Source organism: Lysinibacillus sp. ACHW1.5, assembly GCF_022014815.1.
Lineage (GTDB): Bacteria > Bacillota > Bacilli > Bacillales_A > Planococcaceae > Lysinibacillus > Lysinibacillus capsici.
Genome location: NZ_CP091777.1, coordinates 3,154,156 through 3,175,864 on the forward strand (window position 1 = coordinate 3,154,156; position 21,709 = coordinate 3,175,864).

At 38.3% G+C, this 21,709-nt stretch carries 18 protein-coding genes and 1 other annotated feature; of the genes, 1 reads left to right on the top strand and 17 read right to left on the bottom strand.

All coding sequences use genetic code 11. From position 1 onward, the window contains the following. Nucleotides 1–5: 5 nt before the first annotated feature. The 8 genes from L6W14_RS15740 to L6W14_RS15775 form a co-directional block, all read right to left on the bottom strand. Nucleotides 6–1,025: a rod shape-determining protein gene (locus tag L6W14_RS15740; protein ID WP_004226654.1), complete on the bottom strand. Its 1,020-nt coding sequence runs from the start codon at nt 1,023–1,025 to the stop codon at nt 6–8. Between the two features lie 581 nt (nt 1,026–1,606). Further along, nucleotides 1,607–2,278 carry a RadC family protein gene (gene radC / locus L6W14_RS15745; protein WP_175400705.1) on the bottom strand — a complete coding sequence of 224 codons (672 nt, stop codon included), beginning with the start codon at nt 2,276–2,278 and terminating at the stop codon, nt 1,607–1,609. 33 nt (nt 2,279–2,311) lie between these two features. Next, entirely contained in the window at nt 2,312–2,905 is a 594-nt protein-coding gene (locus tag L6W14_RS15750; protein WP_131520482.1) for a Maf family protein, read from the bottom strand. Between the two features lie 98 nt (nt 2,906–3,003). Beyond that, nucleotides 3,004–3,648, bottom strand: coding sequence for a hypothetical protein (locus tag L6W14_RS15755; protein WP_131520481.1), 645 nt, complete (start codon nt 3,646–3,648; stop codon nt 3,004–3,006). 167 nt (nt 3,649–3,815) lie between these two features. Continuing rightward, nucleotides 3,816–5,066 (bottom strand): bifunctional folylpolyglutamate synthase/dihydrofolate synthase, encoded by a 1,251-nt coding sequence (locus L6W14_RS15760; protein WP_237898311.1) that lies wholly within the window; start codon nt 5,064–5,066, stop codon nt 3,816–3,818. Beyond that, nucleotides 5,063–6,343 (bottom strand): bifunctional folylpolyglutamate synthase/dihydrofolate synthase, encoded by a 1,281-nt coding sequence (locus L6W14_RS15765; protein ID WP_193767348.1) that lies wholly within the window; start codon nt 6,341–6,343, stop codon nt 5,063–5,065. The genes L6W14_RS15760 and L6W14_RS15765 overlap by 4 nt, the downstream gene beginning before the upstream one ends. Nucleotides 6,344–6,477: 134 nt before the next feature. After that, nucleotides 6,478–6,876, bottom strand: a complete 399-nt coding sequence (locus L6W14_RS15770; protein WP_131520478.1) for a hypothetical protein — start codon at nt 6,874–6,876, stop codon at nt 6,478–6,480. A gap of 263 nt (nt 6,877–7,139) precedes the next feature. Then, a complete protein-coding gene (locus L6W14_RS15775) occupies nt 7,140–9,785 on the bottom strand; it encodes a valine--tRNA ligase (RefSeq protein ID WP_237898312.1) in 2,646 nt (881 codons plus the stop codon). 80 nt (nt 9,786–9,865) lie between these two features. Further along, nucleotides 9,866–10,123: a binding site (T-box leader), on the bottom strand. A 102-nt stretch (nt 10,124–10,225) separates the two neighbouring features. On the opposite strand from L6W14_RS15775, the gene L6W14_RS15780 reads away from it, so the two are divergent. Beyond that, a complete protein-coding gene (locus L6W14_RS15780; protein ID WP_036124009.1) occupies nt 10,226–10,420 on the top strand; it encodes a hypothetical protein in 195 nt (64 codons plus the stop codon). Here the strand turns inward: L6W14_RS15780 and L6W14_RS15785 are convergent. The 9 genes from L6W14_RS15785 to L6W14_RS15825 all read right to left on the bottom strand — a co-directional run bounded on the left by L6W14_RS15785 (nt 10,397) and on the right by L6W14_RS15825 (nt 21,694). Continuing rightward, nucleotides 10,397–11,161, bottom strand: coding sequence for a valyl-tRNA synthetase (locus tag L6W14_RS15785; RefSeq protein ID WP_131520476.1), 765 nt, complete (start codon nt 11,159–11,161; stop codon nt 10,397–10,399). The genes L6W14_RS15780 and L6W14_RS15785 overlap by 24 nt on opposite strands. 80 nt (nt 11,162–11,241) lie before the next feature. Further along, nucleotides 11,242–11,688: an SRPBCC family protein gene (locus tag L6W14_RS15790; RefSeq protein ID WP_131520475.1), complete on the bottom strand. Its 447-nt coding sequence runs from the start codon at nt 11,686–11,688 to the stop codon at nt 11,242–11,244. A 543-nt stretch (nt 11,689–12,231) separates the two neighbouring features. Then, complete coding sequence (gene hemL / locus L6W14_RS15795) at nt 12,232–13,524, bottom strand: glutamate-1-semialdehyde 2,1-aminomutase (protein WP_131520474.1); 1,293 nt, start codon at nt 13,522–13,524, stop codon at nt 12,232–12,234. Then, nucleotides 13,525–14,505 carry a porphobilinogen synthase gene (gene hemB, locus L6W14_RS15800; protein ID WP_054550020.1) on the bottom strand — a complete coding sequence of 327 codons (981 nt, stop codon included), beginning with the start codon at nt 14,503–14,505 and terminating at the stop codon, nt 13,525–13,527. Further along, nucleotides 14,502–15,263 (bottom strand): uroporphyrinogen-III synthase, encoded by a 762-nt coding sequence (locus tag L6W14_RS15805; protein ID WP_131520472.1) that lies wholly within the window; start codon nt 15,261–15,263, stop codon nt 14,502–14,504. The genes hemB and L6W14_RS15805 overlap by 4 nt, the downstream gene beginning before the upstream one ends. Beyond that, a complete protein-coding gene (gene hemC / locus L6W14_RS15810) occupies nt 15,253–16,185 on the bottom strand; it encodes a hydroxymethylbilane synthase (protein WP_131520471.1) in 933 nt (310 codons plus the stop codon). Before hemC ends, L6W14_RS15805 begins: the two co-directional genes overlap by 11 nt. An 18-nt stretch (nt 16,186–16,203) precedes the next feature. Further along, the gene (locus tag L6W14_RS15815; RefSeq protein ID WP_004226624.1) at nt 16,204–17,031 is read right to left on the bottom strand and encodes a cytochrome C assembly family protein; all 828 of its coding nucleotides are present in this window, start codon (nt 17,029–17,031) and stop codon (nt 16,204–16,206) included. 182 nt (nt 17,032–17,213) lie between these two features. Continuing rightward, on the bottom strand, nt 17,214–18,578 hold the full coding sequence (gene hemA / locus L6W14_RS15820) for a glutamyl-tRNA reductase (RefSeq protein ID WP_048395129.1): 1,365 nt from the start codon (nt 18,576–18,578) through the stop codon (nt 17,214–17,216). 197 nt (nt 18,579–18,775) lie between these two features. Then, nucleotides 18,776–21,694, bottom strand: a complete 2,919-nt coding sequence (locus L6W14_RS15825; protein ID WP_237898313.1) for a vWA domain-containing protein — start codon at nt 21,692–21,694, stop codon at nt 18,776–18,778. Between the last annotated feature and the right edge of the window lie 15 nt (nt 21,695–21,709).

Sequence of the window (21,709 nt, forward strand, 5' to 3'; positions counted from 1 at the left end):
CCTCCTTACCCTTTAACTTGTTGTTGACGAATTAAGTCGATATGATCTAATGCCTTACCTGTACCAATCGCTACACAGTCTAAAGGATCTTCTGCAATGAATACTGGCATATTTGTCTCTTGGCTGATTACTTTGTCTAAGTTTGTTAGCAGTGCCCCACCACCAGTTAATACAATACCGCGCTCCATTACATCAGCAGATAATTCTGGAGGTGTTTGTTCTAATGTTTTACGAACACCGTCAATAATAGAGGCAACCGCTTCACGTAAGGATTCAGAAATTTCCTGTGAAGAAATTTCGATTGTTTTCGGTAATCCTGTTAACAGGTCACGACCTCTAATATCCATTCGTGCTTCTGGTCCTTCTGCCAATGCAGTACCAATTTCCATTTTCACGGCTTCCGCTGTACGTTCACCAATTGTTAAATTATACGTTTTACGGATATACGAAATGATGGATTGATCCATTGCATCACCACCAACACGTACAGATTCACTCGTTACAATACCACCTAAAGAAATAACGGCAACTTCTGTTGTACCTCCACCGATATCAACAACCATTGACCCTGTAGGATCCCATACAGGAAGATTTGAACCGATTGCTGCTGCAAATGGCTCTTCGATTGTGAACGCCTCTTTTGCACCTGCTTGGCGTGCAGCATCAATAACAGCACGCTGCTCCACTGAAGTAATACCATAAGGTACACAAATCATAACATTTGGTTTTTTCCAGTTGCCTCCAGAGTTTTTACATGCTTCTTTTAAATAATACTCAATCATTGCTGTTGTAATATCGAAGTCAGCAATAACGCCATCTTTCATTGGACGAATTGCTACGATTGAGCCAGGTGTTCGACCAATCATATTTTTCGCATCATTACCAACGGCAACAATATCCCCTGTTTTTGTATTTTTTGCTACAACTGAAGGTTCACGTAATACGATTCCCTTTCCTTTAATAAACACTAATGTATTCGCTGTGCCGAGGTCAATCCCGACATCTTTGCTTCCTAGTCCAAACAAATTGTGTACTCCCTTTCTATATAAGCCATACTTTCGTTGACATCCAATATATTTGACGACAATGTATAGGAAATTGAATTGTGTACATACACAATTGACTCCTTTCAACGTCCATAACATCTGTCAAATTTTTTTATCTCCATCAGTTGGTAGTTTACACCTATGAAAAAACTACACACTCATTCACCTCACCACCAATTTTGATGGGAGTCCTCCCTGAATAAAGATAAAATTCATACCGTTCATTATAACGGAAAAACGCAAGAATTTGTAGTATCACATACTTCATCTCACAGAAAAGATACTATTTTAATTCCCTCTTAAACTAAAAATAGTACGTATAGATTAGCATATAATTTTTATTCCCATAAGACAATGTGTATCAGGCTACCAATTTTTGTGAAGATAATTGCTTTTCTATGAATACATTAACGTTATGTAAGAAAAAAGGTTCGCCAATATACCACAAAAAAATACAAAAAATTTTTAGGATTGGCTATAATTAAGGCCATTTATAGTAATAGCATCTTCTAAACAACAAATGGATTCATCATAAAAAACTCTGCATATTGTATGCAGAGTTAAAAATATCCTTTTTCCTTTAAACTAATATATTGATGATCGCCGATGATGACGTGATCTATTAACTCTATTCCAATAATATAGCCTGCTTCAACAATTCGCTTTGTTACTTCAATGTCCTCCGTGCTCGGTGTTGGCACACCACTTGGATGGTTGTGGGCACATATAATAGAAGCGGCAGACCTTTTGACAGCTTCTCGAAATATTTCTCTAGGATGAACAATGGAAGCATTTAAACTGCCAATGAAAATCGTCTGCTTATGAATAATTTGATTTTTTATATTTAAAAAAAGGACTACAAAATGCTCCTGATTAAGCGAGGTCATATCAGGCATTAAGTAAGTTGCTGCATCTTGCGGAGAACGAATTGTGAATTTCTCATCATTATGTTTTTGAGCCAGTCTTCTACCAAGTTCAACGGCAGCCATTAATTGAATGGCTTTCACCTCGCCTATTCCTTTAATCGCCATCATTTCTTCGATGGTTGCATGCTTCAAATGATGGAGTCGTTCAAAAACATTTAACACCCTATTTGCAAGAACAAGCACAGATTCTTCCTTTGTGCCTGTCCTCAATAAAATAGCGAGTAGCTCTTGATTCGATAAACTCTCAGCTCCTTGTCGTAATAGCCGTTCACGGGGGCGATCCTCTATATTGACATCACGTATCATCAAAGTTGGTAAAGCGTCTTCTAGCAAAAATATTCACTCCTTCGCAAATTGGACTATCTGTAGATCCACCAATTGCGAAAACAAAGCTGCAAGTGGTAAACCTACAACATTGTTATAATCTCCTTCAATTCGTTTAACTAATAGTGTACCAATCGTTTGAATGCCATAACCACCCGCTTTATCAAAAGGATCTCCTGAATCTACATAAGCTTCGATTAATTCCTGCGATAGACGGTGGAAAACAACTGTAGTCTCTTCCACAAAGGTCGTTTCCTTTCCATTCGGTTCGATTATAGCGACCGCAGTCATCACACTATGTTTGTTATCTGACAAACGTAATAAGTGAGAAATAGCTTCCTCACGCGTTTTAGGTTTATGTAGTAGCTCTTGATTGTAAACAACGATTGTATCTGCACCAATAATCGTGGCATTAGCTGCTTTTTTGGCTACATCACGCGTCTTCAATAAAGCTACCCCTTTTACATAATCCTGCATTGTATGAGCTTGTACACTTGTTTCTTCCACTTCACTTGTCAAGACTTCAAACGGGAGTGCTAGCATGTTAAGCAATTCCTTGCGCCTAGGGGAAGCAGAAGCAAGGACAAGCTTATGATTTGTTTTTAACATTATCTGATCATTCCTCCTTATCCTTATGATACAGAAGAATGCACAATTTGAAAATTTTCAAAAAAACAAGATAATGAAGATTTCATTATTATTTATTGTTAAAACTTCACTTGAAGACACGTATTTTTAGATTGGTAATGTGCAAAAACATGCAGACGAATGATGTTGATATCGTTGGAAATAGTAGAGGCCGCTGCGCCAATGGACTGCCAATCCTCAGGTAGCGTTGAGTCCTTGCCATTTTCCTTAAAATTTAATTTTGCGGCATTTTTATCTGCTAAAGCAGTTGGTATTTCTGCCAAGGTAGGTTCTTTACAGCTTTCACCACTGACGCTAAATGCCTTTTTAAAGGTTGCGGGGTCCTGTAAAAATTTTAGCTGACTTTCCTCCGTCACCATGCTTGTCCACACATAAAACTTGTCATCAACTTGAACGATCGCGCTCTCTTTTAAGGCAGGATACTCAGCAACAAATGAACTTGCGCTCTCATAGTTTGAATACACGCCGGCTTGGCTTGCATAAAACATCGATGCATTAGATGTATTGGTTGTCTCTCCGGCAGTTGGAATCGTTTCTGTTTGTGATTGATTATTTGCCACTTCACTACCATTTTTATTTAAAGGTAATTGTGTGCTGGCTTGTAAAACGCCCAGAAAAATTGCTACACCTAATAGTCCAACAAATCCACCAATAATCATTGCTCGAAATATTTGTTTTTTCATCACATGACTTACAATTTTCATTCAACTATCACCTCATCCTTCCACCTATCTATGCCAACATCATATGATATTATATGTACATTCCATAGGGTAAATGCGAATTTATTATTTTTTGATACGGGACTCATTACAATCTAAATTTGCAGCTATAAAAAAACTAGGACTCACTTTCAAGAGCCCTAGTTTTTTCATTGTTTTAATCTATGACGAACCTCTGTTAATAAGTATAACGAGCCTGCTACAATGGTTCTCTGCTGTCTATGTGATTGTGCCTGTATAAAGGATGTATAGTCTACCAAGGTTGTTTTCGATGTTGCATGAGAAAGTTTGACCATTTGATGGGCTGGCATTGCTCGTGAATTAGCAAAATCAACGAAGTAAAAGTCATCACTCACCTGCTCTAGAAGTCTGAGAATCTGCTGAATATCTTTATCTGCTAGTATGCCAACGACAAATGTTATCGGCTCATTTGGATATTCACATTGAATCGTTTCTACTAATTTTTCAGCACTTGCAGGATTATGCGCACCATCCAATATAACGAAAGGCATTATTTCTTCAAAGCGTCCCAAAATAGAGGCCTTTTGCACAGCTTGACGAATAGCTGTTTGATCAATAGACACGCCTAATACTGACGTGACTTCAAAAAATGCTGTAATGGCGAGAGCCATATTGTTCCCCTGATGTGTCCCCTTCATAGAACGATTCAGGTTCGTTATCTGGAACTGCTGCACGTCGTTCATATAGCTTTCTCCATCAGTTGTTTGCTTAATGGCAAAATGCTGACCTAATGCAAATAGAGTGGCTTTTTTTCGAACGGCTACTGCATCCACAACTCGCTTCGCCTCACCAGGCAATTCACCAATAATAACTGGGCGTTGTTGTTTAATAATACCTGCTTTATGGTGTGCAATGCTTTCAAGCGTATCCCCTAAAAACTTTGTGTGCTCTAAAGCAATACTTGGGATAATAGAGACAATAGGTGTTACCACATTTGTGCTATCCAATAAACCACCCATGCCCGCTTCAATCAGCGCAATATCCACCTGCCCATTGACAAAATGTAAAAATGCCGCCACCGTCAGCAATTCAAAATCGGTTAGTTTGCCACTCAGCCCAGCCTCATGTATCTGTTGGAAAACCTGATCCATTTCAGCCTCTGTTATAGGTTGACCAGCTATTTGAATTTGGTCATGAACATCAACGATACATGGTGACATAAATTTGCCTACGCGTAAGCCATGTTCTTGTGCAATTGCCTCTAGAAATGTTAACGTAGAGCCTTTGCCATTTGTACCCGCTAAGTGGACAACACGCAAAGTTTGCTCAGGATTACCTAAATATGATAAAGCCTCTTCAATCGCTGTAAGACCTGGTTTAATGATATCATCACTTTTAACCTGCCATTTCTCTTTATAATGATCAAAGTTTGGGATCATCGTCCTTCCTCCTGTAGCCACTGTCGAGCTTGTGCTATAAAGTATAATGAGCCTGTAATGACAACAATATCCTCTTTTTGGCGTTCTCGCACTACGGTTTGGAGGCTATTTAGCCATTCTGTATGAACCGTTTTATTTGCATGAGTCGACAACATCGCTAAGCTTTCAGCTGGCATTGCATTCGGCAGGTCTATTTGTGTAAAAATGATCGAGGTGGCAACAGCATCCATTAGTTCTATACTGTTGGCATGATCTTTATCTGCTAATGCCGCATAAATAAAGTGATAATTGTTTCTTGGATAGACATTTTTTAGTGTTTGGATCAGAGCAGCTGTCCCCTCTGAATTATGAGCACCATCTAGCACAATTTGATTTGGCCATTGCTCAAAGCGGCCTGCCCATTGCGCACATTGTAGTCCTTGACAAATAGACTCATTAGTAATGACAATTGCCTCCTGCTGACGTAATGTTAACATGGCTGTGATTGCCAAACTTGCATTATTTATTTGATGTTGACCAGCCATTTTTAATGGTACATCCTTCATCAAGACAGGGTCCTTTTCATATGTAAAATGCTGATAGTCAGTACTTTGCCAACTATTTGTCACCATGAAGTCTTGACCTAAAACATAGCACGTCGCATGTCGTTCCTCTGCCGTGGCTTTAATGACAGCCAATGCCTCCTCATTATGAACACCTACAACAACTGGTATGCCTTCCTTGATGATACCAGCTTTTTCAGCGGCAACCTTTGCGAAAGTGTCGCCTAAAAAGGCTGTATGCTCTAACGAGATCGTTGTAATAATAGCTAAAAGTGGCGTTACGACATTAGTCGCATCCAAACGCCCTCCAAGCCCTGTCTCAATAAGAGCTATATCTACACCTTCCTGTGCAAAATACTGAAACATAATGAGTGTAACTACCTCAAAAAAGCTTGGAAATTCGCCATTGTAGTGTTCTTCTATAATTTTCGCAAGTTTATTGAAATAGTAGAGAAATTGCTCATCCGAAATTTGGTGGCCGTTAATGGTCATACGTTCATTAACTCGCTCTAAATGTGGAGACGTAAATGCCCCTACAGTGTAGCCTGCATGTTGAAGCATTTCTCTTAATGCGTTCACCGTAGAACCTTTACCATTTGAACCTGCTACATGGATTACTCTTAGCTTGTTGTGAGGTTCATGTAAATGCCCTAGTACTTCTCGCATAAGGACAAGTGGCGCACGTTTATGATCAACTGCTTTTAATGTAAAAATAAATTTTGTACATTCGTTCATTGTGTTAAACAAAAGAAACACTCCTTCTTACTGCAATAACTTTATTTTAGTACAAGTAACGTTTAATAACATAGCAAAATGACAAAATACAAAAAACACGCAGCTAGCAACTGCGTGTTCGTACTAATATTATTTTAATGTACCTTGTGAGCCCCTAATAAAGCACCCATATTATTTAAAATAGTTTTGGCATCACTATTTAATAATGGATGGACATCTGGGCGTTGCACTAATTCAAAAGCGTTTTTTAACGTCCTTTTTAGCATCGATATATCAAAATCTGAGCAATACTCATTAATTTTTTGGATCGTTAATAAATCTGTTCGCGATAATTTAGGGCTATCCTGTTGGGGGTTACTATTTGCTAATATGTGCTTAATAAGGACACGGCCACTTGTATTCAATAAGCGATAATACTTTGCTTCTGATAATTTTAAGAGATTCGTTTCGATTAATACTCTCGCGCTTACAAAGTCTAATTCATCACATGCTTTGTTGACTTTTGTAATAATAGTTGCTATATTCCCTGACACTTTCAACACCTCCATTAGCTCTTATTTTCTTTCTAAAAAAGACTCTCTATCCAAAAAACATCCATTCCCAATCTTAGATTTGGTTTTTCACGGCTCAATAACATGAAATTAGGTTTTGTTTCCTATTATTTCAGTGAGCAACATCATCTATTAGACCAATTTATTTAAAATAATACTATATATTTTTTCCTAATTCAATGTATATCTTTAGCTCTACATAAAAAAAGCAATGGATGACTTTTTCGTCATCCATCGCTTCGTCTTTACATATTTTTTAATTCTTCTAAACGTTTTAACACAACTGCATGCTTGCTTTCGTAATCTGCTAATTTCTCACGTTCTGCGTTGACTAACGCTTCCGGTGCTTTCGATACAAACTTCTCATTCGATAATTTACCTGTAACAAGCTTTACTTCTTTTGCCCATTTCTCTAATTCTTTTTCAAGACGGGCAATTTCTTCCTCAAGATTGATCAGTCCAACAAGAGGCAGGAATACCTGTGCTCCTGTCACAACAGCGGTCATTGATTGTCCTGGAGCCTCTAAACCTTCACCAATTGTTAAAGTGTCAGGATTACAGAATTTTTCTAGATATGCTTGATTATCTTTAAGTACAGCTGATGTTGCTGCATCTTTCGCTGAAATAAACAACGGTACTTTTTTGCTCATCGGTGTATTTACTTCCGCACGAATATTACGTACTGAACGTATAATATCCATTAGGAGCTTCATATTATCTGCTTCATCAGCAAAATGAAGATCTGTGCGTACTGTTGGCCATGCTGCTACTGTAATAGATTCACCTTCGTGTGGTAAGTGCTGCCAGATTTCTTCTGTAACGAAAGGCATAAATGGATGTAAAAGACGCATTGTTTGATCTAGTACGTAAGCTAAAATAGATCGAGTTGTCTTTTTAGCTGCTTCATCCTCCCCGTAAAGTGGTAATTTTGCCATTTCAATATACCAAGAACAGAAATCATCCCAAATGAAATTGTATAATTCACGGCCAACTTCGCCGAATTCATAGCGCTCTGCAAGAGAGGTTACGCGTTCAATCGTTTCATTTAAGCGCGTTAAAATCCATTTGTCAGCTACTGATTTTTCACCAGTTAAATCGATCTCATCATATGTCATACCATCCATATTCATAAGCGCAAAACGTGATGCATTCCAAATCTTATTGGCAAAGTTCCATACTGCTTCAACTTTTTCAGTTGTATAGCGTAAATCTTGACCAGGTGATGAACCAGTAGCTAAGAAGTAGCGTAATGAATCTGCACCGTATTGTTCAATGACATCCATTGGATCAACACCATTGCCAAGTGATTTACTCATTTTACGCCCTTCACCATCACGTACTAAACCATGAATTAGCACATCTTTAAATGGACGTTGATCTGTAAACTCAAGACCTTGGAAAATCATTCGAGAAACCCAGAAGAAAATAATATCATAGCCTGTTACTAATGTATTTGTTGGATAATAACGTTTATATTCTTCATTTGCTTCATCTGGCCAACCCATAGTAGAAAACGGCCATAGTGCTGAAGAGAACCATGTATCTAGTACATCTTCATCTTGCGTCCAGTTTTCTGCATCTGCTGGGGCTTCTTTACCTACGTATATTTCGCCTGTTTCATTATGGTACCAGGCTGGGATTTGATGGCCCCACCATAATTGACGAGAAATACACCAATCGCGTATATTCTCCATCCAGCGGGAATATGTGTTTTCAAAACGAGCAGGAACAAAGTTTACTTTCCCTTCTTCGTCCTTTTGCAGCTCTAGGGAAGCATCAGCAAGTGGTTGCATTTTAACGAACCATTGTGCTGAAAGATATGGCTCAACAACAGCACCAGAACGTTCAGAGTGTCCTACTGAATGCATATGCTCTTCAATGCGAATTAACACACCTGCTTCTTGTAAATCAGCAACAATTTGCTTGCGGCATTCGAAGCGATCCATTCCTTTATATTTGCCAGCAAGATCATTCATTGTGCCGTCTTCATTCATTACTAGAATGCGCTCTAGATTATGACGATTACCAACTTCAAAGTCATTCGGATCATGGGCTGGTGTCATTTTTACAACCCCAGTACCAAATTCCATATCAACGTACTCATCAGCAACAATTGGAATTTCACGACCTACAATCGGTAAAATAACGTTTTTACCAATTAAGTGCTGATAACGCTCATCGTTCGGGTGAACAGCTACCCCAGAGTCACCAAGCATTGTTTCGGGACGTGTTGTAGCAACTTCTACATAGCCAGAGCCATCAGCTAATGGATATTTCATATGATAGAAGGCACCTTGCACATCCTGATAAATTACCTCGATATCAGATAATGCTGTTTTTGCTGCTGGGTCCCAGTTGATAATACGTTCACCACGATAAATTAAACCTTTTTCATATAACTGAACAAAAACTGTTTTTACCGCATCTGAAAGACCTTTATCTAATGTGAAACGTTCACGTGTATAATCTAATCCAAGACCAAGCTTTGCCCATTGATCACGAATATGTCCAGCATACTCTTCTTTCCATTCCCATGTTTTTTCGAGGAATTTTTCACGTCCTAAATCATAACGTGTAATATTATCCTCACGCAGCTTGGCTTCTACTTTTGCCTGTGTTGCTATACCAGCATGGTCCATACCTGGTAACCATAGGGCATCATAGCCTTGCATGCGTTTCATACGAATGAGGATATCTTGTAGTGTTGTATCCCAAGCATGACCAAGGTGTAATTTACCTGTTACGTTTGGTGGTGGAATAACGATTGAATAGGGCTTTTTCCCACTTTCAGGCTGTGCCTCGAAAAACTTCCCTTGTAACCACCATTCATAGCGACCAGCTTCAATGGACTGTGGGTCATATTTAGTTGGCATTGAAATGTTTTCTGTCATATTGACTCCTCCTATTGTTTGAAAATTGTTGGTAAAGAAAACTATTTATTTTTTTACCCAATAAAAAAACTCCTCTCGTCTAAAAGGACGAAGGAGTTTTAGTTCGCGGTACCACCTTTAATTCCAGCAGGGTTAAGATAAATGTTAAAAAACATATTTTCTCAGCCTATTCTACTGGCTCTCAATTCGGTAACGGTGTTTAACCGGCTTTAACTACTTTTAGTTCACTAAAGCTGCTCAAGGGCTACCTTCAATTTCGTACAAATAGAAACTTCTCAGCTACCGTTTCCTCTCTGAAAATGTAGTCAAAATTTACTCTTCCCTATCATAGCATCTGTATTTGATTTTCCTTATTGTACCGCAGGATCGAGTCATTTTTCAAGTTATTTAGTCATCTTTTAGTAAGAGGAAAGTAAATAGAAAAGGAAGTGACAATTCAAATGCGACGACGCAAGTATAACCCTTGGCTTTTACCACCTTGGCTACGACAAGTTCGTTTTTATTGCAGAACCATCATCGTGCCGATTTGTGCTTTTCAGTTTATCCGTGTCATTATTGTGCCAACATCAGGTGATTTAGTCTTCTTATTACTCCTGCTACTTCTCTGCTATTTACTTTTGAAAGATATCATTTGAAACACGAACTTTAAGCGGTGTATATTCTTCTGTTAGATCCCAAATCATAGAAGGCACTTCATGCCAAGTACTGGATTCGCGTACAACAATATGGCTTGAGGATTCTCTTAATACAGCTTTTTGCTCAACTGTTGTAGAATTCTCTTGGCGTGAAGCTGCTGCTACTGCGGCAGGTTGTTTCACTTGAACACTTTCTTCAATTGCAGCTAATGTCTCCTCTTGTTCGAAAGCATGTGTTGATAGGTGCGGATTGTCTAACACATCTTTTTCAACAACAGGTTCATATTCATTGAAAGCACTTGTGACTGTCCACTCAAGCTGACACATCTGATTTGTCAGACTAGGGCGAATATCCTTGACCATTAAATCTTTGACATCGGATTCCTTTGGTAAATCCACATGTAAAGGAACGGCATACTCAAAATAACCAGTATCTCCTTGAATATCAAGGGCATCAATTGTAATTAAGTCTTCATTTTCTGCAAATGCTTGCATATCTTGAAAATCAAAGCGAACGTGTGCGGTGATATGATAGATGCCCATAAGTCGCAAAGAATCCTCTAACTGCATTGCCTGCCACTGTGGCTTAATTTGAACAGCTGCTATTTCAGTTGGGCAGCCATATCCAGGAAAACAAAATGTTTCGCGCATATTCCAAGTTTTGTGTTCGATAATAATCCCTCCCTTTGCATCATATGACGATTCGAAGGATAGTATGCTAGGGTGTTGCCATTTGAACATAGTTAAAAATAGATACTACTAAAAAAATGGCATGCTAGAAGTATTAGTCTAGCATGCCATTCCCATGGTTGTTCGTATCATTAAACATTTACTAATTTAATTTTATTAGCTACACGATCTGTTAGCATTTGTGTTGCCTTTGGAACGATCGGTTTAAAAATCGGATTTAGAACAGGGCCAGCTAACCCGCCCGCAATGACTTCTAAGAATCCTGTCATTTTAGTATTTTCAGCGTCAATACTTTCTGCGAGGAAATAGCCATTTCCTGTGAAGTTATCAGAAAGACCCTTTAATTCAAATGTAACTTTTGATGGTGCTAACCATTCTAAGATTGTAATTTCTACTTCAACTGTTTTTTTCAGAACGCCAACATTGCCTTTAAAAGTCCAAGTGGAGTGTTTCTCATCAATCATTTCATGTGCATTATAACCAGGGACAAGCTTTGCCCATTTTTCCATATCACTAACGAAATCCCATACATGTTCAATCCCTACGGGTACCTCGACCGTGTGTGTGCCTGTTGCCATATCAATTCACTACTTTCTTTTATGAATAGCTATATTATAAACGATATCGCCCACAATTTGGCTATGCTGAAAGATGTAATTTTGACAAAAGCAGGTCCTTCATCCAGTATAGTTGAGCTTACTTACTAGTAAATATATGCTATTATTCCTTTTTGCTCATGTATTCCTCAAGCACTATAATGCCTACTGCTTAATCCATTAAAAAAGGTAATGTCAATGGGATATAAAGCAATTTACAAGGCGAGGGTTGATTTCCTTTCCGCCAGCGTCCTATCCAGGGGGCGTTCGTGAGTGACAACACCTCTCCATAAAATGAGTAGTGAACACTTTCACTTTATTTGAAAACCTTTGCTATAAAGAAAATTTATGAGGTGGAGCGGAAGGTGCTTGACTCCCGTGGGATAGCTAAAGAGATGAGGCCACAGGAAAGCAAGTAGCCTACAACGGAAACATTTTCACCTTTCGCAAAAATTCTCGTGATGGTTTTGTTTTTTAACAGCAGAAGAGCACGCTAGAAAAAACTCTAGCATGCTCTATCAAATTTTATTGCGCTAACTGTGCAAATACTTTATGGAATGCTGCCACTGTTGTCGCAATGTGCTCTTCCGTGTGAGCTGTTGAGATGAATAGTCCCTCGAATTGAGAAGGAGGTAAGAAAATACCTTCCTCTGCCATTAGACGGAAATATTCAGCGAATAATTGTAAATCTGATGTCTTAGCAGTAGCAAAATCAACGACATCTTCATTCGTGAAGAAGAAGCCAATCATAGAGCCTGCACGATTAACAGTGTGCGGGATATTATATTTAGTTGCTGCTTCACGGAAACCAGCCTCAAGCTGATCTCCTAATTTTTTAAAGTAATCATACGTACCATGGTCTAAACGTGATAACGTTTCATAACCGGCTGTCATCGCTAGCGGATTCCCTGATAATGTTCCTGCTTGATAAATTGGTCCAGCGGGTGCTACTTGCTCCATAATTTCTTTTTTCCCAGCGAATGCGCCTACAGGGAGACCACCTCCGATTACTTTACCTAAAGTAGTCATATCAGGCGTTACCCCAAAATATCCTTGTGCGCAGCCATAATCAACGCGGAAACCTGTCATAACTTCGTCAAAGATTAATAATGCACCGTGCTCTGCAGTAAGTGCACGCAAACCTTCTAGGAAACCTGGTTGTGGAGGTACAACACCCATATTTCCTGCTACTGGCTCCACAATTACCGCAGCTAACTCAGTGCCAAATTTCTCGAAAATCACTTTTGCCCCTTCTAAATCATTATAGGCAACTGTCAACGTATTGCGGGCGATATCTGCAGGTACGCCAGGGCTATCAGGTAGGCCTAATGTGGCAACACCAGAACCAGCTTTAATCAATAAGGAGTCACCGTGACCATGATAAGACCCTTCAAACTTTAAGATCTTATCACGTCCTGTCACACCACGAGCTACACGTAATGCAGACATAGTAGCCTCTGTTCCTGAAGATACAAAGCGAATCATTTCCATTCCTGGTAGACGGTCTAATACTAATTGAGCTAAGCGATTTTCTGTATAGCTTGGAGCACCGAAGGAAGAACCCTTCGCAGCTGTATCTGCAATTGCTTTCACTACCTCTGGATGTGTATGTCCTAAAATTAGCGGACCCCAAGACAATACATAATCAATATATTCATTACCGTCAATGTCTTTAATGATTGCCCCATGGCCAGATTCCATGAAAATTGGGTCCATATTTACTGATTTGAATGCACGTACTGGGCTACTTACACCGCCCGGCATTAATTGAACAGCTTCAGCATAAGCTTGTTTTGATTTTTCGTAAGAACGTGTCATTTATTTCTCCTCCAACCAACGTGCAACATCTTTTGCATGATACGTAATGATTAAATCAGAGCCTGCACGTTTCATGCCTAATAATGTTTCAAGCACAACTTTTTTCTCTTCAATCCAACCATTTATAGCAGCCGCTTTAATCATTGCATATTCACCTGAAACGTTATACGCAACAAGCGGTAATGGATAGTTATTTTTCATGTCTCGAATAATATCTAAATAGCTAAGGGCAGGCTTGACAATTAGGAAATCTGCGCCCTCTTCGATATCTGACTCTGCTTCACGGAATGCCTCTAGACGATTTGATGGATCCATTTGGTAGGATTTACGATCACCAAATTGCGGAGCACCATCTGCAGCATCACGGAAAGGTCCATAGTAACTGGATGCATATTTGACTGCATAGGACATAATCGGGATATGTTCAAATCCAGCTTCATCCAGACCAGCGCGAATTGCCGTTACAAAGCCATCCATCATATTTGATGGAGCAATGATATCAGCGCCAGCTTTTGCTTGTGATATCGCCGTGCGAGCTAAAACATCTAATGAAGGATCATTCAAAATTTGATCGCCCTCAATTAAGCCACAATGTCCATGATCCGTAAATTCACATAAGCATGTATCCGCGATGACTAACAACTCAGGATGACGTGTTTTAATGAGTCGAGTCGCTTCTTGCACAATGCCATGATCATGAAATGCACCTGTTCCAACCGCATCCTTTTCAGCTGGCAAGCCAAATAAAATAACTGCAGGAATACCTAATGCTACGACCTCATCCACCTCTGCCTCTAGTTTATCTAATGAAAATTGAAAAACGCCAGGCATTGAATGTACTTCATTTTTAATATTTTCGCCTTCTATTACAAAAATAGGATAGATCAGGTCCTCTTTATGTAAGTATGTTTCTTTTACCATTGATCTCATCGTTGCATTGGCACGCAAACGACGGTGTCTTTGAAATTGTAGTTTTGTCATGATTTGTCCCCTACTTTCATAATTTCTTCGATGACTGCTTGCATTGTATAAACGCTTGGCATAATATCCACAGTAGCACCGTATTGTTCAAGAGCTGCTTCCGTAATATGGCCGATGGCTGCAATGTGAGCTGCTTCCCAGCCAATATGTGGCACAACTTCCATTGCATACACGTCAACTGCTGAAGGACTAGCAAAAATCACTGTAACATTTTGATGTTGCTGGATGCAACTGACAATAACAGATGTTTGATCATGTCGTTCTATCGTTTCATAGACTGTCCATTCTTTTAATTCAAAAGGCAATCCATCCTTCAACGTACTTTTCGCCTTTTCTCCTCGAATAAACAGACATCTAGGTTGATTACCCGCTACACTCGGAAATTCTTTAACGAAAATATCAGCACTAAATATGGAAGGCATAAAGCTCACTTGAAATCCTAAATTTTCTAATGCTGTTGTTGTTTTAGTTCCAATGGAAGCTATTTTTCCTTTGAAATGACTTGCATTAAATTGATGTCGAAGCATTTTACTAGCAAAAGCTTCTACAGCATTTTGACTAGTGAAAATCAACCAATCATATTGCTTAGCGTGGTTTAATAGTTCAGGATCCTTGCTATCTAATCGTTCACAAGTTTCAATTAATGGGGCTACGATGGCATGTCCACCTAAAGCTGTTATATTTTCGACAATGGTTGTTGTCTTGGATGTGCCTGTTAAAAGTATGGTTTTACCCTTTAGAGGTAAATTACTGGGCATCTTGCTCTGCCTTTACACGCTGAATTAAATCGAAAGCTCCTTGTTTTGTTAAACTAGCAGCTAGCTCCTCTCCAATTTTTTGTGCATCTGTGCCAACTACTGTTTCCTTATATACAACAGATGCATCTGGAGCAGCAACAAGGCCTGTTAATGTAATTTCTTCCCCATTTGAAGTGGCATACCCAGCAATCGGAACTTGACAACCACCATCCATTGCCGCTAAAAATGCACGTTCTGCATGTGCTTCTTGCCAAGTGAATGAATCAGTCAACTTACCTAATTCGGCTAAAAGCTCCGCATCATCGGCACGACATTCAATGCCAAGAGAGCCTTGCGCTACAGCTGGTAGACATTGTTCGACAGGTAAAAGCTCAGTGACTACATCATCACTCCACCCAAGGCGTTTCAAACCAGCCGCTGCTAAAATAATGGCATCATATTCTTCTGTCTCAAGCTTAGCTAAGCGTGTATCAACATTGCCACGAATCCATTTAATTTCGATATCAGGACGTACTGTTAAAAGCTGAGCACTACGACGTAAAGAACTTGTCCCAACGACTGCTCCCGCAGGAAGGTCAGCAAATTTAACATGCCCTTTCGAAATAAATGCATCACGAGCATCTTCACGTGGTGGAATACAACCAATCACTAGCCCATCTGGCAATACAGCAGGCATATCTTTCATAGAATGAACAGCAAAGTCAATTTCTTTATCGTAAAGGGCTTGTTCAATTTCTTTTACAAACAACCCTTTCCCACCTACTTTTGAAAGCTGTACATCTAAAATTTGGTCACCTTTTGTTACAATCTCTTTTACTTCAAATTCGAATGGTGCACCAGCCGCTTTTAATTCATTAATGAACCAATTTGTTTGCGTTAGCGCTAATTTACTTCTCCTAGAACCTACAATAATTTTTCTCAACAGTCTCCAACCTTTCTTCTAATACCATAAATGGAATCGCGATAAACTACTACCTAAGAAGAAGTTTACAACAACTAATAGATAGGCATAAATATGTACCCATGCATAAGTTGTACCTGTCAGCTTGCTTTTGCGATTCACATATAGGATAAAACAATACAAAATTAAAATAATGAAGGACCCTATGATTTTCGCATCGAAAATCGAAAGACTCTCTAATGTTAATAGTGCCCATTCAAACCCTAATATTAAACTTATAAATAACATCGGAATTCCAATGAAAAATGAAATATTCATCCAGCTGCTTGTCTGCTGCAAGGAAGGCAATCTAGTCCATAAATGCGACCACTTTTTCTTTTTCAGCAATCGATATAGAACGAGATACAAAATGGCAAACACAAATGTTAATGTAAACGCTGCATAAGACAATATTGCAAATGATATATGAATAAAAAGCATCTCTGAAATTAAAGTATCCCCGACAGCTCCTGTAGGACGTTTCGGCATAAAAGTAAAGATACTAGCGAATAAAAATCCTAGTATATTAATAATAAACACAGGTAAATCCACTCTTGCTATGCAATGAAGGATAATGGATAACGTCACGAGTAACCAGGAATAAAAAAGTATTCCCTCAGACAAGGATAAAATCGGAAAACGCTTCGTTTCCACAAACGTTAAAATGATAATGGCACTTTGAATCATCCATACAAATGAAACAAGCCAAAAAGCAATGCGTCTTGCACGTACTTGCTTATAAAAATAATCAGTAAAGTAAAAAACTAGACTGATCGCATACAAGACGATCATCACTTCATAGAGCCTCGTCATGGTCAAATCAGCCAATAGACATCCCTTCTTTGTCGTGAAATTAATAAACTATTTTAGCATAGAAAACAAAAAAACGTTTTCGTATCCTTAGTTTACCATACAGATACGAAAACGCCTCATGTAATATCAGTAGAAAATCCAATTGCGCGTAACACCCATGTACAATCACAGCTTTCTACGTGAGCGCAATAGATAATTTAGAAAGAGTACTTTGGTTCAGTAGAAGTCTGAGATACTTGTGCGCGTTCTTTGCGCTCAAGCTCTTGCTTTGTCATCTCATGAACTTCAGCTTCCACAGCATCCTCTATACCAAAAATTTGTTGGAATAAACGTAACTGTTCATTTGCTTTTGGAGAATTAGCCATTTCTTTAGCTTGCAAGATTGGCTCTTTTAACAATTGATTGATAATAGATTTTGTATGTTTGCTTAAAATTTTACGTTCACGTTCCGTTAAATCTGGCATTTTATTTTCGATACTTGTCATAGTCTCTTGTTGAATACGATTTGCTTTTTTACGTAATGCTGAGATGACTGGCACTACCCCAAGAGTAGCTACCCAGTCTTTAAATTGCACAACTTCTTCGCCAATCATATTAGTAATATCAGCAGCAGCACGTTCACGCTCTGCTAAGTTCGCTTCGACAATACCTTGTAAATCATCAATATCATATAGAAATACATTTGGTAGGTCGCCAACTCGTGGGTCAATATCACGAGGAACCGCTATATCTACCATGAATAATGGTTTTCCTTTACGTAAACGTTCCACAAATTGCATTAGCTCGTAATCAATAACATAATCAGTAGCACCTGTTGAAGTAATTAAAATATCCGCTTCTAACAAAGAACATTGTAATTCCTTCATTGATTTAGCTTCACCATGGAATTTAGCTGCTAAGCTTTCTGCTTTTTCAAATGTACGGTTAATGACAGTAACTTTCCCTACACCACTACCGTAAAGGTTCTCAATTGCAAGTTCCCCCATTTTTCCTGCACCTAAAATAGCTACATGCTTGCGTTGTAATGAGCCAAAAATTTTCTTTGCTAATTCTACGGCCGCATAGGAAACGGATACCGCATTCTCACCAATCGCTGTTTCATTATGAGCACGCTTTGCAAATGTTACTGCTTGTTTAAATAGCTGATTGTATACCGTTCCTGTTGTGCCAATCTCTTGTCCACTTAAAAAGCTTTTTTTTACTTGCCCTAAAATTTGTGTTTCACCTAGAACCATTGAATCGATTCCAGCTGTCACTTTAAATAAATGTTCGACTGCCTCATCTTCTTCACGAATCGTTAAATACGAAGAAAATGTCTCCACAGGCAAATCAAACCAGTTGGCTAAAAATTGTTTCACAAAATGACGTCCAGTATGCAATTGATCCACAACAGCATATATTTCTGTACGATTACATGTCGAAACAATTACGTTCTCTAATATACTTTTTTGCTTTTGCAGCGCTTCCATTGCTTGTGGCAGTTCACTCTCAATGAATGATAACTTCTCACGTATTTCAACAGGCGCTGTTTTATAATTCAAGCCTACTACGATGGTATGCATGAATAACACCTCACACGTTCTAATTCACAAATCTCATTATAGCACAGTTCGACAAGAGTTCATCAATAATTTGTGAACATGTCATGAAGAACTGTAATTCGTCATCTACATTAGAATTATTATAAACTAAGTGTAACAAATTATACGTGTTGTTTCAAATTAAAAAACTGCCCCCATTATCGGAGGCAGTTTTCTCATTAATTTGTTATTGTAACACTCTTTATTGCAATTATATTACCATCTTTATCGTATGCTATAAACTCAATCTCATCATTGACTTTAAAATCCTGCATAGTTTGAACAGTTTTTGTTAACATATACACTTGATCACTACGCTTTTGCAAATCAAACTGGACATCCCCACTGATTGAATTAAAACGTACATTCATCTTCGCAACGTTTTGACAGTTACCATCAACTCGAGCACTCATTGTAATATAACCTTTTCGTAGCGAAACACTTGTCTCTTCAAATAAATCATCTGGATTGATACAGCTTGAAGCTTGCGTTTTACATAAAATAGTATCAATTAACTTCTGGAAGACTTGATGCAATTGCAAATTATCAATTGCATGGAAGTACGTTCCGCCCGTTTCTGAAGATAATTGCATTAAAGTGGCGTCATTTACTTGTGATTTTTTGCCCATACTAACTGTGTATACTTTGACACCTTGCTTTTTCGCGTCATTTATAACTTTTGTCATTTTTGATTTACTTGTTTTACCATCAGATACAACGACAATCGCTTTGGATGTTTTCGAATCATTCGAGAATTTTGTTAAAGCAATATCGATGCCTGCAAAAATATCGGTTGCACCCTTATCTTTCGATGCTTTATAAAGATCTTTTTTCAACACATTTTCTGTTGTACCTTCTCCAAGTACTGTCGCTTTTGTATTGGTTTCAATGACTATGTTATTTTTAGCCTTTAATTGATTGATTAGTTCAATCATTTTCTTCCCACGATAATTTGTTGGATCAACAGCCTTCATGGAAGAAGAATAATCCACTACATAGGCAATTTCTGTTGCTAAAGAACAAGAGTTTTTACTGAAGTATGGATTCGTAAAAATATCTTTCGTCACTGTTTTATCTTTTAAACCCTTCAAGGACGTTGCATAGCGAGGGTCTATTGGATTGACAAGTCTTGCTTCCACTTTAGATTTGCCATATATAACTGAATCAAAGTAGGCTACAGCAGTACCTGGATTCCCTGTATTATTTAATGGATCAGAAGTGTTCGTAATGAATGAAGCTGTTTTTTCTACTCCGTCATACTTAATTTTGACTGTTCCTTGATAATCTGTAATAGGCTCTCCACCAGGACGCACTAAAGTCACCATTACTTTTGTATAACGATCTTTTCCTGATGGTCTTGATGCAGCATCCGCACTTTCCTTTAGGGCCTCTACTCGTTTTTTAAACGCCTCTACTTGTCCAAGTAATTTACCGCCTTGGTATTTTAATAATACCGTGCGGTCATAGTTACTTAAGTTAGTGAAAATCGAATAAATCTTCATAACACTGTCATAATGTTCTAATGTTAAATCTTTTTCGTCTGGCATTTCTTTCATAAGCTGAATAATGGCGCCGACTGGATTAATGTTCTCTACCTGTGAGGCAATATCATCATCAATGCCCTGAACGCGATAAATAGGACGACCATCGTCAGCAATTAAATACATTATTTCCGTTTTAGCTGGCGTTGTAACAGAGTTCTCAAAACGTGTCTTTAAAAGTTCCTCAAATAAGTGAACAGAAATATCATAGTTTTCAAATTGAAGAATAGCATTTTCATAACCTAATGCCGGATATTTAGGATCAGATCCACCGTAACGCAAATAGATGTTTTGCACATTCCCTAAAACGTCCGTCACATTTGTTTGCTGCCCAATACTAAATAATTTTTTATCTGAATTAGAATCTAGAGGAACTGGGCTATAAACATCAATTAAGTTTTGCGTAAAGAACTCTGGAATATCTTCACTTTTCGGAAATTCAGGAATTACGCTCCCATTATCATCTGTATTTGCTGGGTCGTATACTTGGTAATCAATACGCAATTCAGGCTGTGGTGCATAACGCACTTCTGCATTTAGTTTCTCTCCAACAAGACACTTCATTGCTGGGTCCGTATTATTAATCAGTTCAAAAGTTATTGTATCACGTACTGATTTAGTTAGTTTTGGTGCTACCACTATAGCTGATACAGTTGAACCATCCGATTGGACAATGTCAACTGCTTCACCTGAAGTATCAACAATATTTCCGTAGGATGCTTTCACGCGGAATGAATAGGATTTATCATCAGCGATAGGATCACCATTACAAGCCTTTAAAGACACCGTAACTAGTGTTGTATCCACATTATTTGCAATTAAATCAGGCTTTTCCACCACGATACTCTGCAATGCATTATTAACATTATTTGGTCCAGTAAAATCATTGGAATTATCCTTTGGCTCTTCAAAATCAGCACTACTAGATCCCATAAAACCAGGCGGTAATGTAATGCTATCATTATCACGACCAGCTGGACTACGTTTTAATCCTTGTACTGCGAAAGTACTATTTTGAACAGCACGATAGAAAAATACAGCAACATCACCCCTTGTTAATTTTGTGGATGGATGAAAGCTAGCGAATGTGTTTTTGCCTGTAGAGCTTGTAGATAAATCATTTGAATATAAATATTGAACTGCCTGTGGCTCATCTAAATCTAAGCCTTTAAAAGCCGCGTAAATTTGGGCAAATTGGCCACGTGTTACAGCTTTTGTTCGATTCGTATTTACATGTGTACCGTTAAATGGTAAATAAAAATCACTATAGAAATTATAAGCAACACTATCAATATAAGATAAAGCATAGTTACGATCTAGTTTGGCAAACATCAGAACAAGATCGCGATCAGTCACTTGATCATTTGGTAAAAAGTTACTTGCACTATTTAAGGACATCAGGTCATTATCAACCGCCCATGAAATAGCTTTATAATTATTGCTATTTGTTGGAACATCTCTAATTGTTGTAGCTGCTTGCGTAACAGTAGGTGTAGCTGTCATCAGTAGAAGCATGAAGCAAAGCATAGCAAGCAATGCTTTTTTTACATATGTCATTTTTGTTCCATCCTT

What these genes read in the sequence shown, in the direction of transcription:
- L6W14_RS15790 (WP_131520475.1), bottom strand. Translation starts at nt 11,688, where the DNA reads ATGGCAACAGGCACACACACGGTCGAGGTACCCGTAGGGATTGAACAT.
- radC (WP_175400705.1), bottom strand. Translation starts at nt 2,278, where the DNA reads ATGATACGTGATGTCAATATAGAGGATCGCCCCCGTGAACGGCTATTA.
- L6W14_RS15780 (WP_036124009.1), top strand. Translation starts at nt 10,226, where the DNA reads ATGCGACGACGCAAGTATAACCCTTGGCTTTTACCACCTTGGCTACGA.
- hemB (WP_054550020.1), bottom strand. Translation starts at nt 14,505, where the DNA reads ATGACAAAACTACAATTTCAAAGACACCGTCGTTTGCGTGCCAATGCA.
- L6W14_RS15805 (WP_131520472.1), bottom strand. Translation starts at nt 15,263, where the DNA reads ATGCCCAGTAATTTACCTCTAAAGGGTAAAACCATACTTTTAACAGGC.
- L6W14_RS15760 (WP_237898311.1), bottom strand. Translation starts at nt 5,066, where the DNA reads ATGATCCCAAACTTTGATCATTATAAAGAGAAATGGCAGGTTAAAAGT.
- hemA (WP_048395129.1), bottom strand. Translation starts at nt 18,578, where the DNA reads ATGCATACCATCGTAGTAGGCTTGAATTATAAAACAGCGCCTGTTGAA.
- L6W14_RS15825 (WP_237898313.1), bottom strand. Translation starts at nt 21,694, where the DNA reads ATGACATATGTAAAAAAAGCATTGCTTGCTATGCTTTGCTTCATGCTT.
- L6W14_RS15755 (WP_131520481.1), bottom strand. Translation starts at nt 3,648, where the DNA reads ATGAAAATTGTAAGTCATGTGATGAAAAAACAAATATTTCGAGCAATG.
- L6W14_RS15775 (WP_237898312.1), bottom strand. Translation starts at nt 9,785, where the DNA reads ATGACAGAAAACATTTCAATGCCAACTAAATATGACCCACAGTCCATT.
- L6W14_RS15765 (WP_193767348.1), bottom strand. Translation starts at nt 6,343, where the DNA reads ATGAACGAATGTACAAAATTTATTTTTACATTAAAAGCAGTTGATCAT.
- L6W14_RS15750 (WP_131520482.1), bottom strand. Translation starts at nt 2,905, where the DNA reads ATGTTAAAAACAAATCATAAGCTTGTCCTTGCTTCTGCTTCCCCTAGG.
- L6W14_RS15785 (WP_131520476.1), bottom strand. Translation starts at nt 11,161, where the DNA reads ATGTTCAAATGGCAACACCCTAGCATACTATCCTTCGAATCGTCATAT.
- hemL (WP_131520474.1), bottom strand. Translation starts at nt 13,524, where the DNA reads ATGACACGTTCTTACGAAAAATCAAAACAAGCTTATGCTGAAGCTGTT.